Genomic DNA, 17600 nt, shown 5'->3' with positions numbered 1-17600 from the left:
TACTGTTTTATTATGAATAAGTTACTAGGTTTAGAAACTGGTGTTGATAGCAAAACCAAAGCTTCTGGCTGAGGGGTAAGAAGTGTATTCCACATAAGGGTTTGTACCGCCTGTACCCAGTGTTGCTTCCGGATTCACGTTAGGAACATTCTTATAGATGAAGAACAGGTTGCTACCGATCAATGAAACATTCAGGTTCTGCAGACCGATCTTAGAAACGATGTTGTTCGGAACGCGGTAAGATAATTTCATTTCACGCAGTTTGATATAGGTGTTATCATACAGGTTGTCTTCAGAACCGTTACGGTTGTAGCGCGAGTTGTAATAATCGGCTGCCGATACAATGATGTCGTTCTTTTCGCCTTTTTCGTTTACACCATCCACAATGATACCGTCGTGACGTACACGTCCGTCAAGTGCATTTGCCGGAGCTGAGGCACTGTGGCTGTCCAGAGGGATTTTCTGGTTGCTGTTCTTGTCGATATAGTAAGCCAGACCACCGTATTCTTCATCGCGTCCCCACAAAGATTCTTTACCTGCACCAGATGCTTTCAGGAAGTTGTTGGTGAATGAAAGCAGTTTACCGCCGAACGAACCGTCGATATGTACGCTTAAAGAAAAGTCTCTGTAACGGAATGTATTCGTGAAACCGGCTGTAAACTTCGGTGCTGCGCTACCTGCATAAGTGAATTCTGATTCCTGTTGGTAATTACCGTTCTTATCCACAACGATTCTTCCCTGGTCGTCACGTATCCATTTACGGATAAATACACTAGGTGTAGCATATCCCGGAACAGCTTTGAAGATCGCTGCACTCCACGGGTTACTGATCTGACGGTCTTCCATGCCATCGATCAGAGAAAGCAGTTCATTGTGTGTATAGGCGAAGTTCAGAACACCTTCCCAGCTGAAGTTCTTGGTTTCAACCGGAGTTCCGGTAACCTGAAGTTCCACACCACGGTTGCCGATCTCACCCGCATTCATTCTCATACCTGTAGCACCTGTTGAAGGAGCGACGGGTACAGTGATGATCTGGTTCTTTGTCTTGTTAGTATAGAAAGCGAAGTCTAATCCTAAACGTCCGTTAAGCACGCGGCTTTCCAAACCGACTTCCCATGAATACGTCTTTTCAGGGACGATATTGGTAGGAGGAACGTCGGCTTTGAATTCATTTGTGATAACTGAACTATTGAATGATCCGTACTGGTATTCAGAGTTAGTAAAGTAGATAGACGGTGTCGTATTACCCACGATAGCGTATGATCCTCTTACTTTACCGTAGTTATACCAATCCGGTAGATCCAATGCTTCTGTAAACACGAAACTCAAACCGGCAGAAGGATAGAAGAAGCTACGGTTGCCGGCAGTCAGACGGGAAGACCAGTCGTTACGGGCAGTCAAGTCCAGATACAGGAAGCGTTTGTAAGCGACCTGGGCGGAAGCGAAAACAGCTCCCAGGAACTCACCTTGGTTAACTACTTTGTCTTTGCTGGCTTGTTTCGGATCTCTTTTGTTGTTTTCCGATGAGAACATACCGTTGTATTTCAGTCCATGAGATTCCCAGATCACTTTCGATTCCGTGATATCTTCACCGGAAACACCCAGGTTGGCAGAAACATCGAAATCTTCATTGATCGCCTTGTTGAACATCAATAAACCTTCCACATAGTTTTTCTGGTAGTGTGCATCCTCTTTCCGGTAACTACCTTCCAGACTGTTAATGTCTGAAGGATCCGAATATTTTGTAAAGTATTCTTTGTTCTCCTTGTCGTCACGGTAACGGTCCGTACCACCACGCAGGCGGAAAGTCAGGAAGTCGAATATCTTAAGATTAGCAGACAACGAAGCGATCAGACGTTCGCGGTTCTGTGTATATTCGTTTTCATTCTGCTGCCACATCAGGTATTTGATGATGTTATCGCGGTTTCCGGAACTGATTCCTGAGATCTCGTCTGTCAGGAAGTAGCCTTCATCATTCTTATAGTTGTCTTTCCATAACTGAGTGATCTCGTTACGAGGCATCGGATAGTTGGAAACACGGTCGATACGTGTAGGAGGATTCTTTGTTTCCGAAATGTTGAACGAAACAGAAGCATCGAAAGTCAGACGTTCGTGTACTTTAAAGTTACCGGAGAAACTGAAGTTGTGCTTGTTCTGTTTGAAGTTTTCCAGGTAACCGCCATAGTTCATATTTGTATAAGCCAGACGAATGCTGTTCTTATCGGTACCGTTGGTAATAGAGATACTATTGTTGTTGCTGAAACCGTCTTTAAATACATCCCGGTAATTGTTAGGCTGCGGAGAATACGGGCGCTTCACGCCATCCCACCAAAGTACTTCCGTTCCGTCCATGCGAGGACCGAAGCTACGGTAAGTATCACCGTTATATATATTCTGACCGTCTGCATTCGTAGTGAAGTACGGATTTGAACCACCTCCGAACACATTCTGAAGTTCCGGCATAAAAGCACGCTGGTCATATGTATAAGATGTTCCGACCTGGATACCGAGACCTTTACCGGCACCTCCACGCTTGGTAGTGATTACGATCACACCGTTGGTTGCACGTGAACCGTACAGTGCGGCAGCGTTTGCACCTTTCAGGATAGACATCGATTCGATATCGTCCGGGTTGATGTCGTTAAGAGCGGATCCTTGTTGTGTCTCGCTACGTTCGCGACCGGCCCAGTTGGAGTCTGTATCGTTGATAGGTATACCGTCGACAACGATCAGCGGACGGGTATTACCTTCCACCGAGTTGATACCACGGATCTGGATCTTGGTACCTCCGGTAGGTCCCATGGCTGTCTGCTGGATTTGTACACCGGCAGCTTTACCATATAAGGAAGTTGCTACGTTTTGTACGGGAACAGTCTGGAGCTGCTCTGCTTTCAGTTCACTCATGGCGTAAGGGAGGGCACGTTTTTCTTTCTTGATACCCATGGCGGTTACTACCACTTCGTCGATTTTTTGGCTGTCTTCCATTAATTTTACATCCAGAGCTGCTTGTCCGGTGTATTTGATATCCTGAGTTACATAACCGATGAAAGAGATAGACAAAGTGCTTCCTGGTTCCACATCTATTATAAAGTTACCATCCATGTCGGTAATAGTACCCTGACTGGTTCCTTTTATAGATACGGAAGCACCGGCTACGGGGCCAAATGCATCAATAACTGTACCTTTTACTTGCTTTTTCTGTTGAGCGATGTTAGTTACAGCTTCCGACTTAGCTCCTGTTGCATATACCTGTCCGGTAGAACAGAGAGCGCCGGATAGTAAAATAAGTCCGATAGGTCTCAATACTTTTTTCATAAACAAATCTTTAGTTAGATTCAAGAAAATTTAATTTCAATGCCGCAAATCTATAAAGTGTTGAATCAAAGCTGTGTTAGAATCTGTTGTTAGGATGGTAAATACCGTTAGTGATGGATTTTGCTATTTATTTGACGGATATTACCATTTTGCCAATGAAGTAGATGGTTATTTTTTGTGTTCTTTTATAAAAACAAGTCTAATACAGGTAGTGTAATCTTTTATATTTGCATGTTATACGTGTTTATCTTATTGCTTACTAGTTGAAAATAAGCTATTTTTGCATGTAAATATCGTTTGTATGAGTTTTAGGAACCTCTATCAATTATTGTGCCTTTTACTAGTATTTCCTGCGTCGGCTAAAGAGCTTTACTTTCAACATGTCGATTTGAATGATGGATTTACGCAGCCATCGGCGATCTCTATTTATGAAGACGCAAGAGGATATATCTGGTTTGGTAATGATAACTTCAATGTGTATGATGGAAGAATTGTCCGTTCTTTCCGTCTCTCTACCTATATGGATGGTGTGGAGGATAATAATATCCACGCTATTTGTGGAGATGGGGAGGCGTTTGTTTATATGTTGGCCAATAACCGGGTGATTGTTTATAATATGAGGACGGAAGAGTTCCAACGAACGGATATTTTGGCGAATACATTGACTTACGAGAATCAGTATTTATATTATTCGTCTAAAAATACACTCTATCGTTACCCGCTTGATGGAGAACCTGAAGAACTGTATGCTTTTCAGGACTCGACTATCACTATAAGATCTCTGCTTTTATCTGATGCCGGTTGGTTATTGGGGACTAACAAGGGGTTGTATGAATATACTGGAGGAACCGTTCGTTCTTTGTTGGAAAACGAATCCATTTCTTCCTTGTTTAAGGATGCACAGAACCGGTTATGGATAGGTACGGGATCGAATGGCGTGAGAGTATATAATGACGGCACATGGATTGCTTTGCAGGAGAATGGTCCGGTTTGTCCGCTTGTCAATAATCAGGTTCGTTGTATTAACCAGGATATTAAAGGTAATATATGGATCGGAAGCTTTGGTGGGATAACTGTGGTGAAGCCTTCTTTGCAGGACTATTACCATTTATCTCATAAAGAACAGGTTTCCTGGTCTTTACAGCATTCATCCGTTTATGCTATCCACCGGGATAGTCAGGGTGGAATGTGGGTCGGAACTTATTACGGAGGGCTCAGTTATTTCAATCCGGACACGGAAAATTATACTTTTTACGGTATTTCACCGAGTGATCCCAATAGTTTGAACGGTTTCCTGTTTGGTAAAATGACGGAGGATACCAAAGGAAATTTATATATCGCAACCGAGCATGGAGGACTAAACTCGATGGATCTTAAGACTCAAAAGATAAAACGTTTTGATTCCGGTCCTTCGCGTATCCCGTGCCGTACAACCAAGTCGGTCTGGTATGATGCAGACCGGGACAGATTATATGTCGGAACTTTTCTGCGTGGATTGCTTTGCTCCACTTCTTCCGGGCCTTTTGAACAGATAGGGGTGGATGTATTAGTTGAAGATCATCAACAGATAATTACAGATCTTATACCCTGGAAGGGGAATCTGATCGTTGTTTCTCAGGGGGGGATATATTTATTGGATCTCGAAACGCAAAAGCTTTCATGGTTGTTTACCGATCCCGATCTGTTGAGCCAGACAGGAGTTATTATCCGTGCTGCTTATCTGGATATGGAGGACAGGCTTTGGCTTGCTCCGGCCAACAGGGAAATACTTTGTGTCAATATGGATACCAGAAAAGTAGAAGATATACTTTCTGTAAAAGGGATGATAGGGAAAAAGCCGGTACAAAGTATTACCGGTGACAATAGAGGAAATCTCTATTTTGTTGTTGTCGGTATGGGAGTCTTGCAATATGAGCCGTTGAATGATTTCTGGGCTTGCTATAACCAGGAGCAGGGACAGCTACTGACAAACGAACCTTTCAAAGTGTGTGTTACACCAATGGGCCGGCTTTTGATTACATCGATACGTGGAATCACCCTGTTGGATATGAAGAGAGGGAAAAGTACACATACCTTGCTGGGAACGTCTTCGCCGCTTCACCGACTGAATTCTAATTGCGGCGTATATATATCACCGAAAGACAGTACGATCTTTATCGGGGGAGTAGAAGGTATTATAGCTACAAAAGAATCAGGCCTGGCTGCTACAACTGTTCCTTATACGATCTCTTTCAATAGTTTATATGTGGATAATACGCTTATGACTCCTTCTTCTGCTTCCACTCCTCTAAAGGAAGGAATAGCATATACATCCGAACTGACTTTACCCTATGACCGCAACAATCTGACAATCGGCTTTACTTCCACCAATTACCGGTATGCCGACAAGAACCTGTTTGAATATAAACTGGAAGGATTGGATAAGCAATGGACGCGAACCCGACATCCATTGATAATTTATACTTCTTTATCCCCCGGGAAATATCGTTTATTGGTACGTGAAGTGGGAGAGGGCAAGCAGATCTCTATGGATATCCGGATACGTCCTCCTTTTTATGCCTCAGTCTATGCTTTCGGTATCTATATTTTGCTGACTGTCTTGTTTCTGGTCTGGCTTATCCGCTTTAACCGGAGCCGTGCCGTATTGAAAGCTTCGTTGGAAATGGAACATAGGGAGAAGCTACGTATCGAGAAACTGAACCAGATGAAGTTAAAGTTCTATATCAATATATCGCACGAGCTTCGTACTCCGCTGACCTTGATGGTCAGCCAGATCGATTTGATCCTGCAGAATTACGATTTAGGGGGAACGTTTCGCAACAAACTGCTGAAGGTCCGCCAGTATACCGGACAGATGCAGCAGCTGATAACCGAAGTGCTCGATTTCCGTCGTCTGGAACAAGGTAAAATGCCGTTTCATGCAAGCAAACAGAATCTGGTATCCTTCATACAACAAATCTTCGACTCATTCCGCGATTACGCTTCGATGAACCATATCCAGTATAAACTGGAAGTAGCAGATGAGAATATCCCAGTCTGGTTTGATCCGGTTCAGATCCGGAAAGTATTTAATAATTTACTTTCAAATGCCTTTAAGTTTACTCCGAAGGAGGGAAACATCACGATCACCATTATACAGAAAAAGGATATTGCGGAGATACGTATCTCCGACACTGGCTCTGGAATTCCCCAGAGCCAACAAGATCATATATTCGAGCGGTTTTACCAGGCTGATAATGCTTCCGGTGTATCTCTTTCCGGGAGCGGAATAGGTCTGGCACTGACTCGAGAAATTATCTTGCAACACAAAGGAACGATCGAGGTACGGAGTGCATTAGGTAAGGGGACTACATTCATAGTGACTCTCAAACTGGGTGAACAACATTTGACCGAAGAACAAAAAACAACAGAAGCCGCCGCGGTTGATATTTTACCTGTAGGAACATTGCGGCCGGAGGAAGAAATCGTTTTCTCCGATTCTCTGGATAATCCTTCTCCGGAGATAAAAGAGAATGCACTTTCTGTTCTGATTGTAGAGGATAATGAAGATTTACTGCAAGTTCTGGAGGAAGCTTTCTCTATCAAATATAAGGTTTATAAGGCCAGTGAAGGGGACGAAGGTATCCGTATTGCCGAAGAAATGCAACCCGACTTGATCATCAGTGATGTGATGATGCCCGGCATGTCGGGTACGGCTATGTGCCAGCGGTTGAAGAAGAAATTTGAAACATCGCATATCCCGATCCTTTTGCTAACGGCCCGTACGGACTTGGAAAGTGCCCTTGAGGGTATGAAATGTGGAGCGAGCGATTATATAATGAAGCCTTTTAATCTGGAGCTTCTTCTTTTGAAATGTAATAATGTGATCGCTACTTTGAGACGTCAGCAGACTCGTTTCTGTACCGAAGCGGAATCGGCACCAACCGATCTGGCTACCAACCGCCTCGATCAGCAATTACTTGAAGACTCTGTCCGGATCATTGAAGAGAATATGGAGAATAAAGATTTCAATATCGACATGTGGTGTCGTCAGATTGCTATCGGCCGTACACGTCTTGGAGGAAAGATAAAGGCCGTGACAGGACTTACCCTGAATGATTTTATTCTCCAGATAAAACTTAGAAAGTGTGCTTCCCTTTTGGAAAACAGCGAGCTGACTATCTCGGAAATAACCTGGAAGGCCGGCTTCTCAAGCCCCGGTTATATGGGAAAATGCTTTAAAGAATACTTCGGAGTTACTCCGATGCAATATCGTAATGGTAAAAATAAAAGCCGCTCCGAATAAAACGGAACGGCTTTTAGTATCTTATTTATACCTTATTTTTCGTGATTATACGTTGAAACGGAAGTGCATGATATCACCATCCTGTACAACATATTCTTTTCCTTCTACGCTCATCTTTCCGGCTTCTTTCACGGCGGCTTCGGAACCATAATGAATGAAATCATCATATTTGATCACTTCGGCGCGGATGAAACCTTTTTCAAAATCCGTGTGGATCACACCGGCACATTGAGGAGCCTTCCAACCTTTTTCGAATGTCCAGGCACGTACTTCCTGTACGCCGGCAGTGAGGTAAGTTTGCAGGTTCAATAAGCTGTAAGCCGATTTGATCAAGCGCGCTACGCCTGACTCTTCCAGCCCGATTTCCTGTAGGAACATCTGGCGTTCTTCATAAGTCTCGAACTCGGCAATTTCGCTTTCAATCTTGGCTGCTACTACCAGGATTTCTGCGTTTTCGTCTTTTACTGCTTCGCGTACTGCTTCTACGTATTTATTACCGTTTACGGCGCTGGCTTCGTCTACGTTGCAGACATACATCACCGGTTTGCTGGTCAGCAGAAAGAGTTCGTGAGCAATCTTTTGTTCGTCTTTTGTTTCGAACGTAACCGTACGGGCACTCTTTCCTTGTTCCAGGGCTTCTTTGTATTTTACTAATACTTCGTATGCCTGTTTTGCTTGTTTGTCGCCGCCTGTTTGAGCTTGTTTCTGTACTTTGGCAATACGGCTGTCGATCGTTTCCAGGTCTTTGATCTGGAGTTCCGCATCGATGATCTCCTTATCGCGTACAGGGTCTACCTTACCGTCTACGTGTACGATATTTTCATCGTCGAAACAACGTAATACATGCAGGATAGCATCTGTTTCGCGGATATTGGCAAGGAACTTATTTCCCAATCCTTCCCCTTTGCTGGCTCCTTTTACCAGACCGGCGATATCGACGATTTCTACCGTAGTAGGAACGATTTGTTTCGGGTTGATCAGTTCTGCCAGTTTGTTCAGACGTTCGTCGGGAACGGTAATTACACCTACGTTCGGTTCGATCGTACAGAACGGGAAGTTTGCAGACTGTGCTTTTGCATTTGATAAGCAGTTGAAAAGAGTAGACTTTCCTACGTTCGGAAGACCTACGATGCCACATTGTAATGCCATATTATTATAGTATTTTTTTTATTGTCAATTAGTTATGTATAACTGCAAAACAGACGAGTAGCAAAATTGTACCTCTCACCTCGTTTGGGTGTGCAAAGATAAGCAATTTTTTGCATGAAAGATTATCTTTGTCTATTATCTGTCACAGGGCTTTCAGGAAGGACTATGTGTTAAGAGCCGGGCAACTACCTGTTAAGTCGGGAAGCACTAAATGTTAAGTCCGGACTTATTAAAACTACCCTGTACAGGGTATCTTGCCAGGGTGTACAGGCTGTCTGGCTAGGGTGTACAGGGTAATCTTATAAGGTGTACAGGGTAGGAATAGTAAGTTACGACTTAACATTTAATTCTTCCCTGGTTAACGATTAGAAGGTGCCGGGCTTTCTTTTACTGCATGCCATATACCGACATTACAATAGCCCGCTTCCTTCGGATAAATATCCTTCTGGCGGTTAATGTGCCTCCAGCCAGTTTGTACCTTCGCCGCAGTCGGCAATCAGAGGAACCTGTAGCTTGATAGCGCCTTCCATTTCATCCAAGACGATCTGTTTTACTTTCTCCAATTCATCATTGCAGACATTGAAGTTTAATTCGTCGTGTACCTGAAGGATCATTTTACTTTTTAATCCTTCTGCTTCGAAACGGTTGAAAATACGAACCATGGCTACCTTGATGATGTCGGCAGCACTGCCCTGGATGGGAGCATTGATCGCATTTCGTTCGGCGTAACCGCGGACGATGGCGTTGTGCGAATTGATATCCGGCAGATACCGTTTGCGTTTGAAGATCGTTTCCACATACCCTTTTTCCTTGGCAATGCGGATACTTTCGTCCATATAGTCACGGATACCCGGATAGCTTTTGAAATACCCTTCTATAAGCTCTTTTGACTCCGCCCGGGGAATGTTCAGACGTTCGGCAAGGCCGAATATCGAGATGCCGTAGATAATCCCGAAATTGGCAGTTTTGGCCTTACGACGCATATCGCTGGTCACTTCCTCTACCGGAATACCGTATATTTTAGCAGCAGTGGCAGCGTGAATGTCTGCTCCGCTACGGAAGGCTTCGATCATATGCTCGTCATTACTCAGATGGGCCATGATGCGCAGTTCGATCTGCGAATAGTCGGCCGAGAAGAAGGTACAATCTTTACTATCAGGAATGAATGCTTTGCGGATTTCGCGTCCTAACTCGTCCCGGATAGGGATGTTTTGCAGGTTCGGATTGGTCGAACTCAAACGACCGGTGGCAGTTACTGTCTGGTTGTATGAGGTATGGACTTTTCCTGTTACCGGACTGATTAGTTCAGGCAAGGCGTCGATATAAGTACTCAGTAGCTTTTTCAGTCCGCGATATTCCAGTAGCTTGCCTACGACCGGATGTTTCGAACGGAGTTTTTCCAGTATGTCTTCGCTGGTACTGTAACTACCTGTTTTTGTCTTTTTAGCTTTCTCCTCGATCTTTAGACGTTCAAAAAGAATATCACCGACCTGCTTGCTGGAGTTGATGTTGAACTTTACACCGGCCAGCTCGTAGATTTCTTTTTCCAATTTTTTCAGGGCATCGGTCAGTTCATCCGACGACTGCTTCAAAGCGACTGTGTCGAGCTTAACACCAGTCTGCTCCATTTCTGCCAGTACATATATTAATGGCATTTCAATGTCGAAGAAGAGCGATTCGATTCCGGTCTTCTTGAGTTCGGGAGCAAAGAAGTTTTTCAGCTTCAGGGTAACGTCGGCATCTTCGGCGGCATACTCGGCAATTTGTGCTAAAGGTACATCGCGCATGCACAACTGGTTTTTTCCTTTTGAACCGATAAGCTCCGTGATGGGGATCGGTTTATATTTGAGATAGGTTTCCGCCAGATAGTCCATTCCGTGTCGCAACTCCGGGTTGAGAAGGTAATGGGCGATCATGGTGTCGAACAACGGACCGGCTACCCGAACTCCATATTTGCGGAGGACCATGATATCGAATTTAATATTCTGACCTATCTTTTGCGATTTGCGATTTTGCAGGGCAGGGGAGAAGTGGGTTATTACCTTCGCCGCTTCTTCCTTGCCGGCCGGAACCGGAACGTACCAGGCTTCATTTTCCTTTACAGCGAACGACATTCCGACCAGTCCGGCTGTCAGTGGATCGATACCGTCAGTTTCCGTGTCAAAAGCAAAAAAATCCTGATCCATCAAAAATTGACCTAATTGGGCTCTTTCTTCTTCAGAATCAACGACTTTATAATTATGAGGCGTCGATTTTAAGTTCGCGAGAGTCGAATATTTTGGAACACTCGGCTCCTCGGGCGCAAATATGTCAAACAGAGAGCCTTGAACAGGGCCCTTTGCAACTTTCGGTGCGGCAGGCTTTTTCTCCTCTGCTGTTAGTTTGTTAATAAATGTTCTGAATTCTAACTCTGTGTAAATCTCGGTCAGCCGGGCTTCATTCGGTTTTTCGCGAATGCATTTCGCCGCATCGAACTGGATAGGCACATCCGTTTTGATCGTTGCCAGGAATTTGGAGAAACGAATTTGCTCTACATTCTCTGTTACCCTTTTATGAAGTGCCCCTTTCAGTTTGTCGGTATTCTCCAGCAGGTTTTCGATCGAGCCATATTCTTCGAGTAATTTTTGGGCTGTCTTTTCTCCCACACCCGGACAACCCGGAATGTTATCGGAACTGTCACCCATTAAACCCAACAGGTCGATTATCTGGTCGACCGAGGTCAGCGAGTATTTGTCGAGTACTTCTTTTACGCCCATCACTTCGTAGTCGCCCCCGAATTTGGGACGGTACATAAATATATGGTCGGATACCAGCTGTCCGTAGTCTTTGTCGGGTGTCATCATAAAGACTTCGAATCCCTCTTTTTCTGCTTGCTTCGAGATCGTACCTATCACATCGTCTGCTTCGAAACGGGGGACTTCCAGTATCGGGATATTGTATGCTTCAATAATATCCTTAATAATAGGTACCGACTGTCGGATCACTTCGGGGGTTTCTTCCCGTTGTGCCTTGTACAGTTCGTAGGCCTCATGGCGGAAGGTAGGCCCTTTGGGGTCGAAAGCTACGGCGATATGTGTCGGATTCTCACGTTTTAAAACGTCTTCCAGACTGTTTATAAACCCGAAAATGGCCGATGTATTCATGCCTTTTGAGTTAATACGCGGATTTTTAAGAAAAGCGTAGTATGATCGATAGATCAGTGCGTACGCATCTATGAGGAATAACTTCATCTCTTTTAACACGTTTTAGGGTGACAATAGACGGTAAATGTACGAAAAAACTCGCTTACTCAATACTTTTTGTTAATTTTGCGAATCTTTGAAAGATTATGAATGACAGAAAGAAAATAGAAAAACCGGTTGCGGAAGAGTTTAAACGCTTTAACGATGAATTTGCGGATTCACTTCGTAGTGAGACGCGCAGATTACAAGCGGCTATCGATCAGATATTGAATGCCAGCGGTAAACATGTTCGTCCGTTATTGGTATTGCTTACAGCTAAAGCTTGTGGAAAAGTGACCGATCATACGATTAATTCGGCTGTTTTTCTGGAGTTGCTGCATACGGCTACACTGATACACGATGATGTGATCGACGAAACGAAACAACGTCGGGGAGTGCCTTCCCTGAATGCCATTTTCGATAATCGCATTTCTGTATTGGTTGGAGATTATGTCCTTTCTACGGCTTTGATCCGTTCTATTCAGACAGGCAATCTGCAGATCATAAATATCGTATCGAACCTTGGGCGTGACTTGTCGGAGGGGGAGATTAAACAGCTCGAAACAGCCGAAGAAACGATTCTGGATGAAGCTTGTTATATGCAGGTTATAAAGAAAAAGACGGCGACGCTGCTTTCTTCCTGTACGGAGATCGGTGCTATTTCGGCAGATGCTTCTCCCGAAATGGTAAAGATGTGTCGTAAGTTCGGGGAGTATCTGGGGTATTGTTTCCAGATCAAAGACGATATTTTCGACTATTATAAAGAAATGAATATCGGAAAACCTACCGGTAATGATATTCGCGAAGGAAAGGTTACTTTGCCTTTGTTGCATGCCCTGGAACAGGGTAGGAGAGAAGATGTGGAATCTCTTCTGAAAGTGATTCACGATAAGGATTTTTCTGCTGAGAATATCGATGCTTTGATTGAGTTTGCCAAAGCCAATGGTGGTATCGAATATGCAGAATTGCGGATGAGGGAGTATCGTGATAAAGCAGTGGAGGTCCTTATGCAACTTCCGGAATCGGATGCCCGTAACGGTCTTCTTTTACTGGCCGATTATATCATGGAGAGACAGAAATAAGTAAATGTTCAGATATAAAAAAGGTTCAACCCATCTACGGATTGAACCTTTTTTTATGTCAACTTTATTTCCCTAGTCTGTGTTCAATATCTTCCACCAGGCTGCTTGCTCCGATACGGAATAATTCGTTGTTCAGCCATTCATTGCCTAATACCTCTTTTACGATTGTATAGTACTTAACCGCATCTTCCGCTGTCCGTACTCCTCCGGATATTTTTATACCCACTCGTCTCCCTGCGATGGAATGGTACGTTTTTAGCACTTTACACATCGTATAAACGGCTTCCGGTGTTGCTCCGGGATAACCCTTGCCTGTGGATGTTTTGATGAAATCTGCGCCGGAATAGATGGCCAGGATGGAGGCTTTCCGGATATTGGCAGCAGTAGCCAATGCGCCTGTTTCGAGTATCACTTTCAGTTTGGCTTCGCGGCAACTTTCCTTAATCTCCTGTAATTCTTCGGCAATCTCTTCATAATTTTCTTCCATGAAGTAACCCAGATTCATCACAACGTCTATTTCATCGGCTCCCGACATAACAGCCATAGCTGTTTCTGCGATTTTTACTTCTATAAATGTTTGCGAGGAGGGGAATCCTGCAGCAACGGAAGCGATCTTCACATTCTGTGCGGCTAATGCCTGCTTTACCGTTTCAACAAAGAGGGGATAGGTGCAGATTGCTGCCACGTTGGGAACATCAGGACGGGTACCTTCGAAATCATTGACCTTATCTACCAGTTTCCAGATGCTTTCTTTAGTATCTATACTGGTCAGGGAAGTCAGGTCGATACATCCGTGGATCTGTTTTAATACCTCGGGTGTGAAGTTCTCCTTGTAGTACTTTTCAACAAGTGCATTAACCGTTTCTGTTATTTTGCTATCTGCAGCTACCGGTTCAAATTTGGTAAATGCTTCATGGTATTTATCCATCTGATCGTCGTGGTCATGATCGTGGTCATGTCCGCAACTGCAATTGTGTTCGTGTGCCATCGTTATAATTTTTTATTGTTTATATGTCGTTCTTTATCCCGGTCGGTTTTCTTTTGCAGATTCTTTTCGAAAGCTGCTGTCAGGTCTACGCCGGTTTGGTTGGCAAGGCAGAGTAGTACCCATAATACATCCGCCATTTCATCGCCCAAATCGCGATGTTTATCACTCTCCTTAAAGGATTGTTCGCCGTAGGTACGAGCCATGATGCGGGCCAGTTCGCCTACTTCTTCGGTCAGGATCGTCATATTCGTAAGCTCGTTGAAGTAGCGTACACCGTATGTTTTGATCCAGTAGTCTACCTTTTCCTGGGCTTCCTGCAGGGTAATATCTGCCATCTTATTCTTTGTTTTGCGAGTCGATCAGGATAGTGACCGGCCCATCGTTTAACAACTCTATTTTCATATCTGCGCCGAATGTTCCTGTAGCTACATCTTTGCCTAGTTGAAGTCCCATCTCCGCGCAGAAAGCTTCGTACATCGGTATGGCGATATCGGGTTTAGACGCATGGATGTAGGAGGGACGGTTTCCTTTCTTTGTAGACGCATGAAGGGTGAATTGGCTAACGACCATAACCTCGCCCTCTGATTCGATCACAGAACGATTCATAACCCCGTTTTCATCGTCGAAAATGCGTAGGTTTGCAATCTTCTTGCATAACCATTCGATATCCTCCTGTGTGTCGCGATCTTCGATACCTACCAGCACGAGCAATCCGTTTCCAATTTTAGACTTTACCAGTCCGTCAATCGTGACGGAGCAATGTCGTACACGTTGTATAACTGTTCTCATTTATATGTTTCTTTTAAACCATTTATTAATGCTTTTGTTTTGGCTTCTCCGATTAATTCTTTTAAATCTTCAAAGCTTGCTTCACGTATTCTTTTTACGCTTTTATAATGGCGTAAAAGCAATACTTTAGTCTTTTCACCAATTCCTTTGATGCTGTCCAGTTCCGAGCGAGTCTGGTTTTTACTGCGCTTATCCTTGTGGAAGGTGATAGCGAAGCGGTGTACCTCGTCCTGTATCTGTGTGAAGAACCGGAACATCTGGCTTTGTATCTGCATGCCGACTGTGACAGGGGGAAAGCCGAAGAGTAGTTCCGATGTACGATGCTTGCCGTCTTTCGCTAATCCGGCTATGGGAATATCCAGATGAAGCTCATCCTGTATGACTTCACGAACCACCTCCATTTGCCCTTTTCCTCCGTCGGTAAGGATCAGGTCGGGCAGGGGAGATCCTTCGTTGATAGCCCGCTGATAACGGCGACGTACTACTTCCTTCATGGATGCGTAATCATCGGGACCTACTACGGTTTTAATAATGTATTTGCGGTAGTCTTTCTTCGATGGTTTCGCCATTTTAAAGACAACACAGGCTGCAACGGCATCGCTACCCTGTATATTCGAGTTGTCGAAACATTCGATATGTATTGGCAACTTGGGTAGGTGCAAAGCATCCTGTACCTCTTTCAATATGCGTGTGCTGCGTTGCTCCGGATTCAGTTTTTCCGCTTGTTTCAGGCGGTCTACTTTGAATTGTTTTACATTCATTTCTGAAAGTTCCAGTAGCTTCTTTTTATCGCCACGCTGTGGAACAGTAAAGCTGACATTTCCCAGTTCCATATCCGGATCGAAAGGAACGATGATCTCGCGGGCTGTACTTTTAAAACGTTCGCGCATTTCAATAATACCCAGGCTGAGCAGTTCCTCTTTTGTTTCGTCCAGCCGTTTTTTATACTCGAAAGTGTAGGCCTGAACGATTGCTCCGTTCCCTATATGCATGAAGTTGATATAAGCTGAACGTTCGTTTTCGGCTATAGAAAAAACATCTATATTGTGTAACATGGGAGTTACTACGGTCGATTTTGCCCGGTAGTTCTCTATTACGTCGTATTTCTCTTTAATCTTTTGAGCTTCTTCAAACTTCAATTCTCCGGCAAGTGTTTGCATTTCTTCGTAAAGATGTTTGCTTATCTGAGATATATTCCCACGTAGGATCTCTTTTATTTCGGATATATTCTGACGGTATTCTTCCAGTGTCTGCAATCCTACGCAGGGACCTTTGCAACGTTTTATATGATACTCCAGGCAAACGCTGTATTTTCCTTCGGCAATCGATTCCGGTGTAAGCGGATATTTGCAGGTGCGTAACGGATAAAGCTCTTTCAACATTTGAAGCATTACTTTAGCCGTATAGACGGAAGGGTAGGGACCATAATACTGCGAGCCGTCGCGCACTATATTTCGGGTTTGAAGTATGCGTGGAAAGTATTCGTTTTTTACAACGATAGACGGATACGTCTTGTCGTCTTTCAGCATTACATTATACCGGGGACGATATTGCTTGATTAGATTGTTTTCGAGTAATAAAGCATCCTCTTCCGTATCTACTACGATGTATTTGATGTCGCGGATTTGCTTTACCAATACACGTGTCTTATTGCTGTCGTGTTCCTTGTTAAAATAGGAGGACACACGGCGCTTCAGGTTCTTAGCCTTGCCTACATAAATGATCGTACCTTTGTCATCGAAGTACTGGTAGCATCCAGGCTTGTCCGGCAGGATAGAAAGGATCATTTTTATATGTTTATCGGTTTCTGAACTCATCTTATTTAATTGTTTCTGGCCTATTCCCAGTGTTTTACCTCCTTTTACCTAAAGCAAATGTTTCACGTGGAACAATTCGCGTTTTATCTTCCGAGTAGCACCAACAGGATGTTTATGTCGCTTGGAGAGATACCTGGGATACGGCTTGCCTGGGCAATTGTATCCGGATCTATCTTGGTTAGCTTTTGCCGTGCTTCGGTCGATAAAGACTGGATCGAGTTGTAATCGAATTTACCTTTGATGTGGATATTCTCCAAACGATTTATCTTATCTGCTATGATCTGCTCGCGTCGGATATATCCGCTGTACTTGATCAGGATTTCTGCCGCTTCGATGATTTCTTCTTTGCGTGAGGTAGGAACCTTGTCCAGCTCTGTGCGAAGTGCAGGAACGAGGGTCGCGATACTTTCCATCGTGAGCTGCGGACGAAGGATCAGGTCGATCAGTTTACAACCGTGGGCGAGTGGGGTAGTACCTAGCTTCTCTAATCCGTCATTTATATATTGCGGCTTCACAGAATAGTTTTCTGCAAAGGAGATAATAGCATTCCTGTGTTCCTTCTTCTCTTTGAGCAGGTCGTAACGGTCTTGTTTCGCTAAACCTATCTTGTAAGCTTTTTCTGTCAGGCGCATATCGGCGTCGTCTTGTCGGAGCAGGATGCGGTATTCGGCACGGGAAGTAAACATTCGGTAAGGTTCGTCCACACCTTTTGTTACCAGGTCGTCGATAAGTACACCTATATAGGCTTCGTCGCGACCTAATATGAATGGTTCGCCGCCGTGGCAGTTTATGTGTGCATTGATGCCTGCAATCAATCCCTGGCCACCTGCCTCTTCATAGCCGGTAGTACCGTTGATCTGTCCTGCAAAGAACAGGTTTCTGATCTGTTTTGTTTCCAGGTTATGATGTAGCTGTGTCGGATCGAAGAAGTCGTATTCGATCGCATATCCCGGG

The 17600-nt window shown here is 44.2% G+C and carries 10 protein-coding genes; 2 read left to right on the top strand and 8 right to left on the bottom strand.

The window, feature by feature from the left end:
* Positions 1–30: 30 nt before the first annotated feature.
* On the bottom strand, positions 31–3315 hold the full coding sequence (locus tag QZ076_RS10870) for a SusC/RagA family TonB-linked outer membrane protein (protein WP_293713291.1): 3285 nt from the start codon (positions 3313–3315) through the stop codon (positions 31–33).
* Between the two features lie 301 nt (positions 3316–3616).
* Between QZ076_RS10870 and QZ076_RS10865 the strand changes: the two genes are divergently transcribed.
* Entirely contained in the window at positions 3617–7600 is a 3984-nt protein-coding gene (locus tag QZ076_RS10865) for a hybrid sensor histidine kinase/response regulator transcription factor (protein WP_293713290.1), read from the top strand.
* 45 nt (positions 7601–7645) lie between these two features.
* Here QZ076_RS10865 and ychF read toward each other — a convergent pair whose 3' ends face one another.
* Positions 7646–8749 carry a redox-regulated ATPase YchF gene (gene ychF / locus QZ076_RS10860; RefSeq protein ID WP_075559683.1) on the bottom strand — a complete coding sequence of 368 codons (1104 nt, stop codon included), beginning with the start codon at positions 8747–8749 and terminating at the stop codon, positions 7646–7648.
* Positions 8750–9201: 452 nt separating this feature from the next.
* On the bottom strand, positions 9202–11979 hold the full coding sequence (polA, locus tag QZ076_RS10855) for a DNA polymerase I (RefSeq protein ID WP_293713289.1): 2778 nt from the start codon (positions 11977–11979) through the stop codon (positions 9202–9204).
* Positions 11980–12077: 98 nt separating this feature from the next.
* On the opposite strand from polA, the gene QZ076_RS10850 reads away from it, so the two are divergent.
* Positions 12078–13052 carry a polyprenyl synthetase family protein gene (locus tag QZ076_RS10850; RefSeq protein ID WP_293713288.1) on the top strand — a complete coding sequence of 325 codons (975 nt, stop codon included), beginning with the start codon at positions 12078–12080 and terminating at the stop codon, positions 13050–13052.
* Positions 13053–13116: 64 nt separating this feature from the next.
* Here the strand turns inward: QZ076_RS10850 and deoC are convergent, their stop codons facing one another.
* From deoC to QZ076_RS10825, 5 genes are all read right to left on the bottom strand, one after another.
* Positions 13117–14040, bottom strand: a complete 924-nt coding sequence (gene deoC, locus QZ076_RS10845) for a deoxyribose-phosphate aldolase (RefSeq protein ID WP_293713287.1) — start codon at positions 14038–14040, stop codon at positions 13117–13119.
* Positions 14041–14042: 2 nt separating this feature from the next.
* On the bottom strand, positions 14043–14375 hold the full coding sequence (locus QZ076_RS10840; protein WP_293713286.1) for a nucleotide pyrophosphohydrolase: 333 nt from the start codon (positions 14373–14375) through the stop codon (positions 14043–14045).
* Between the two features lies 1 nt (position 14376).
* Positions 14377–14829 (bottom strand): D-aminoacyl-tRNA deacylase, encoded by a 453-nt coding sequence (gene dtd, locus QZ076_RS10835; protein ID WP_129730759.1) that lies wholly within the window; start codon positions 14827–14829, stop codon positions 14377–14379.
* Complete coding sequence (gene uvrC, locus QZ076_RS10830; protein ID WP_293713285.1) at positions 14826–16646, bottom strand: excinuclease ABC subunit UvrC; 1821 nt, start codon at positions 16644–16646, stop codon at positions 14826–14828. The genes dtd and uvrC overlap by 4 nt, the downstream gene beginning before the upstream one ends.
* Before the next feature lie 83 nt (positions 16647–16729).
* A partial coding sequence (locus QZ076_RS10825) for an FAD-dependent oxidoreductase (protein ID WP_293713284.1) occupies positions 16730–17600 on the bottom strand: 871 nt, incomplete at its 5' end.

It is taken from the genome of uncultured Parabacteroides sp., from assembly GCF_905196875.1.
GTDB lineage: Bacteria > Bacteroidota > Bacteroidia > Bacteroidales > Tannerellaceae > Parabacteroides.
Note: the sequence above shows the minus strand (reverse complement) of the source record. Positions and strands in the feature narration are given on the sequence as shown.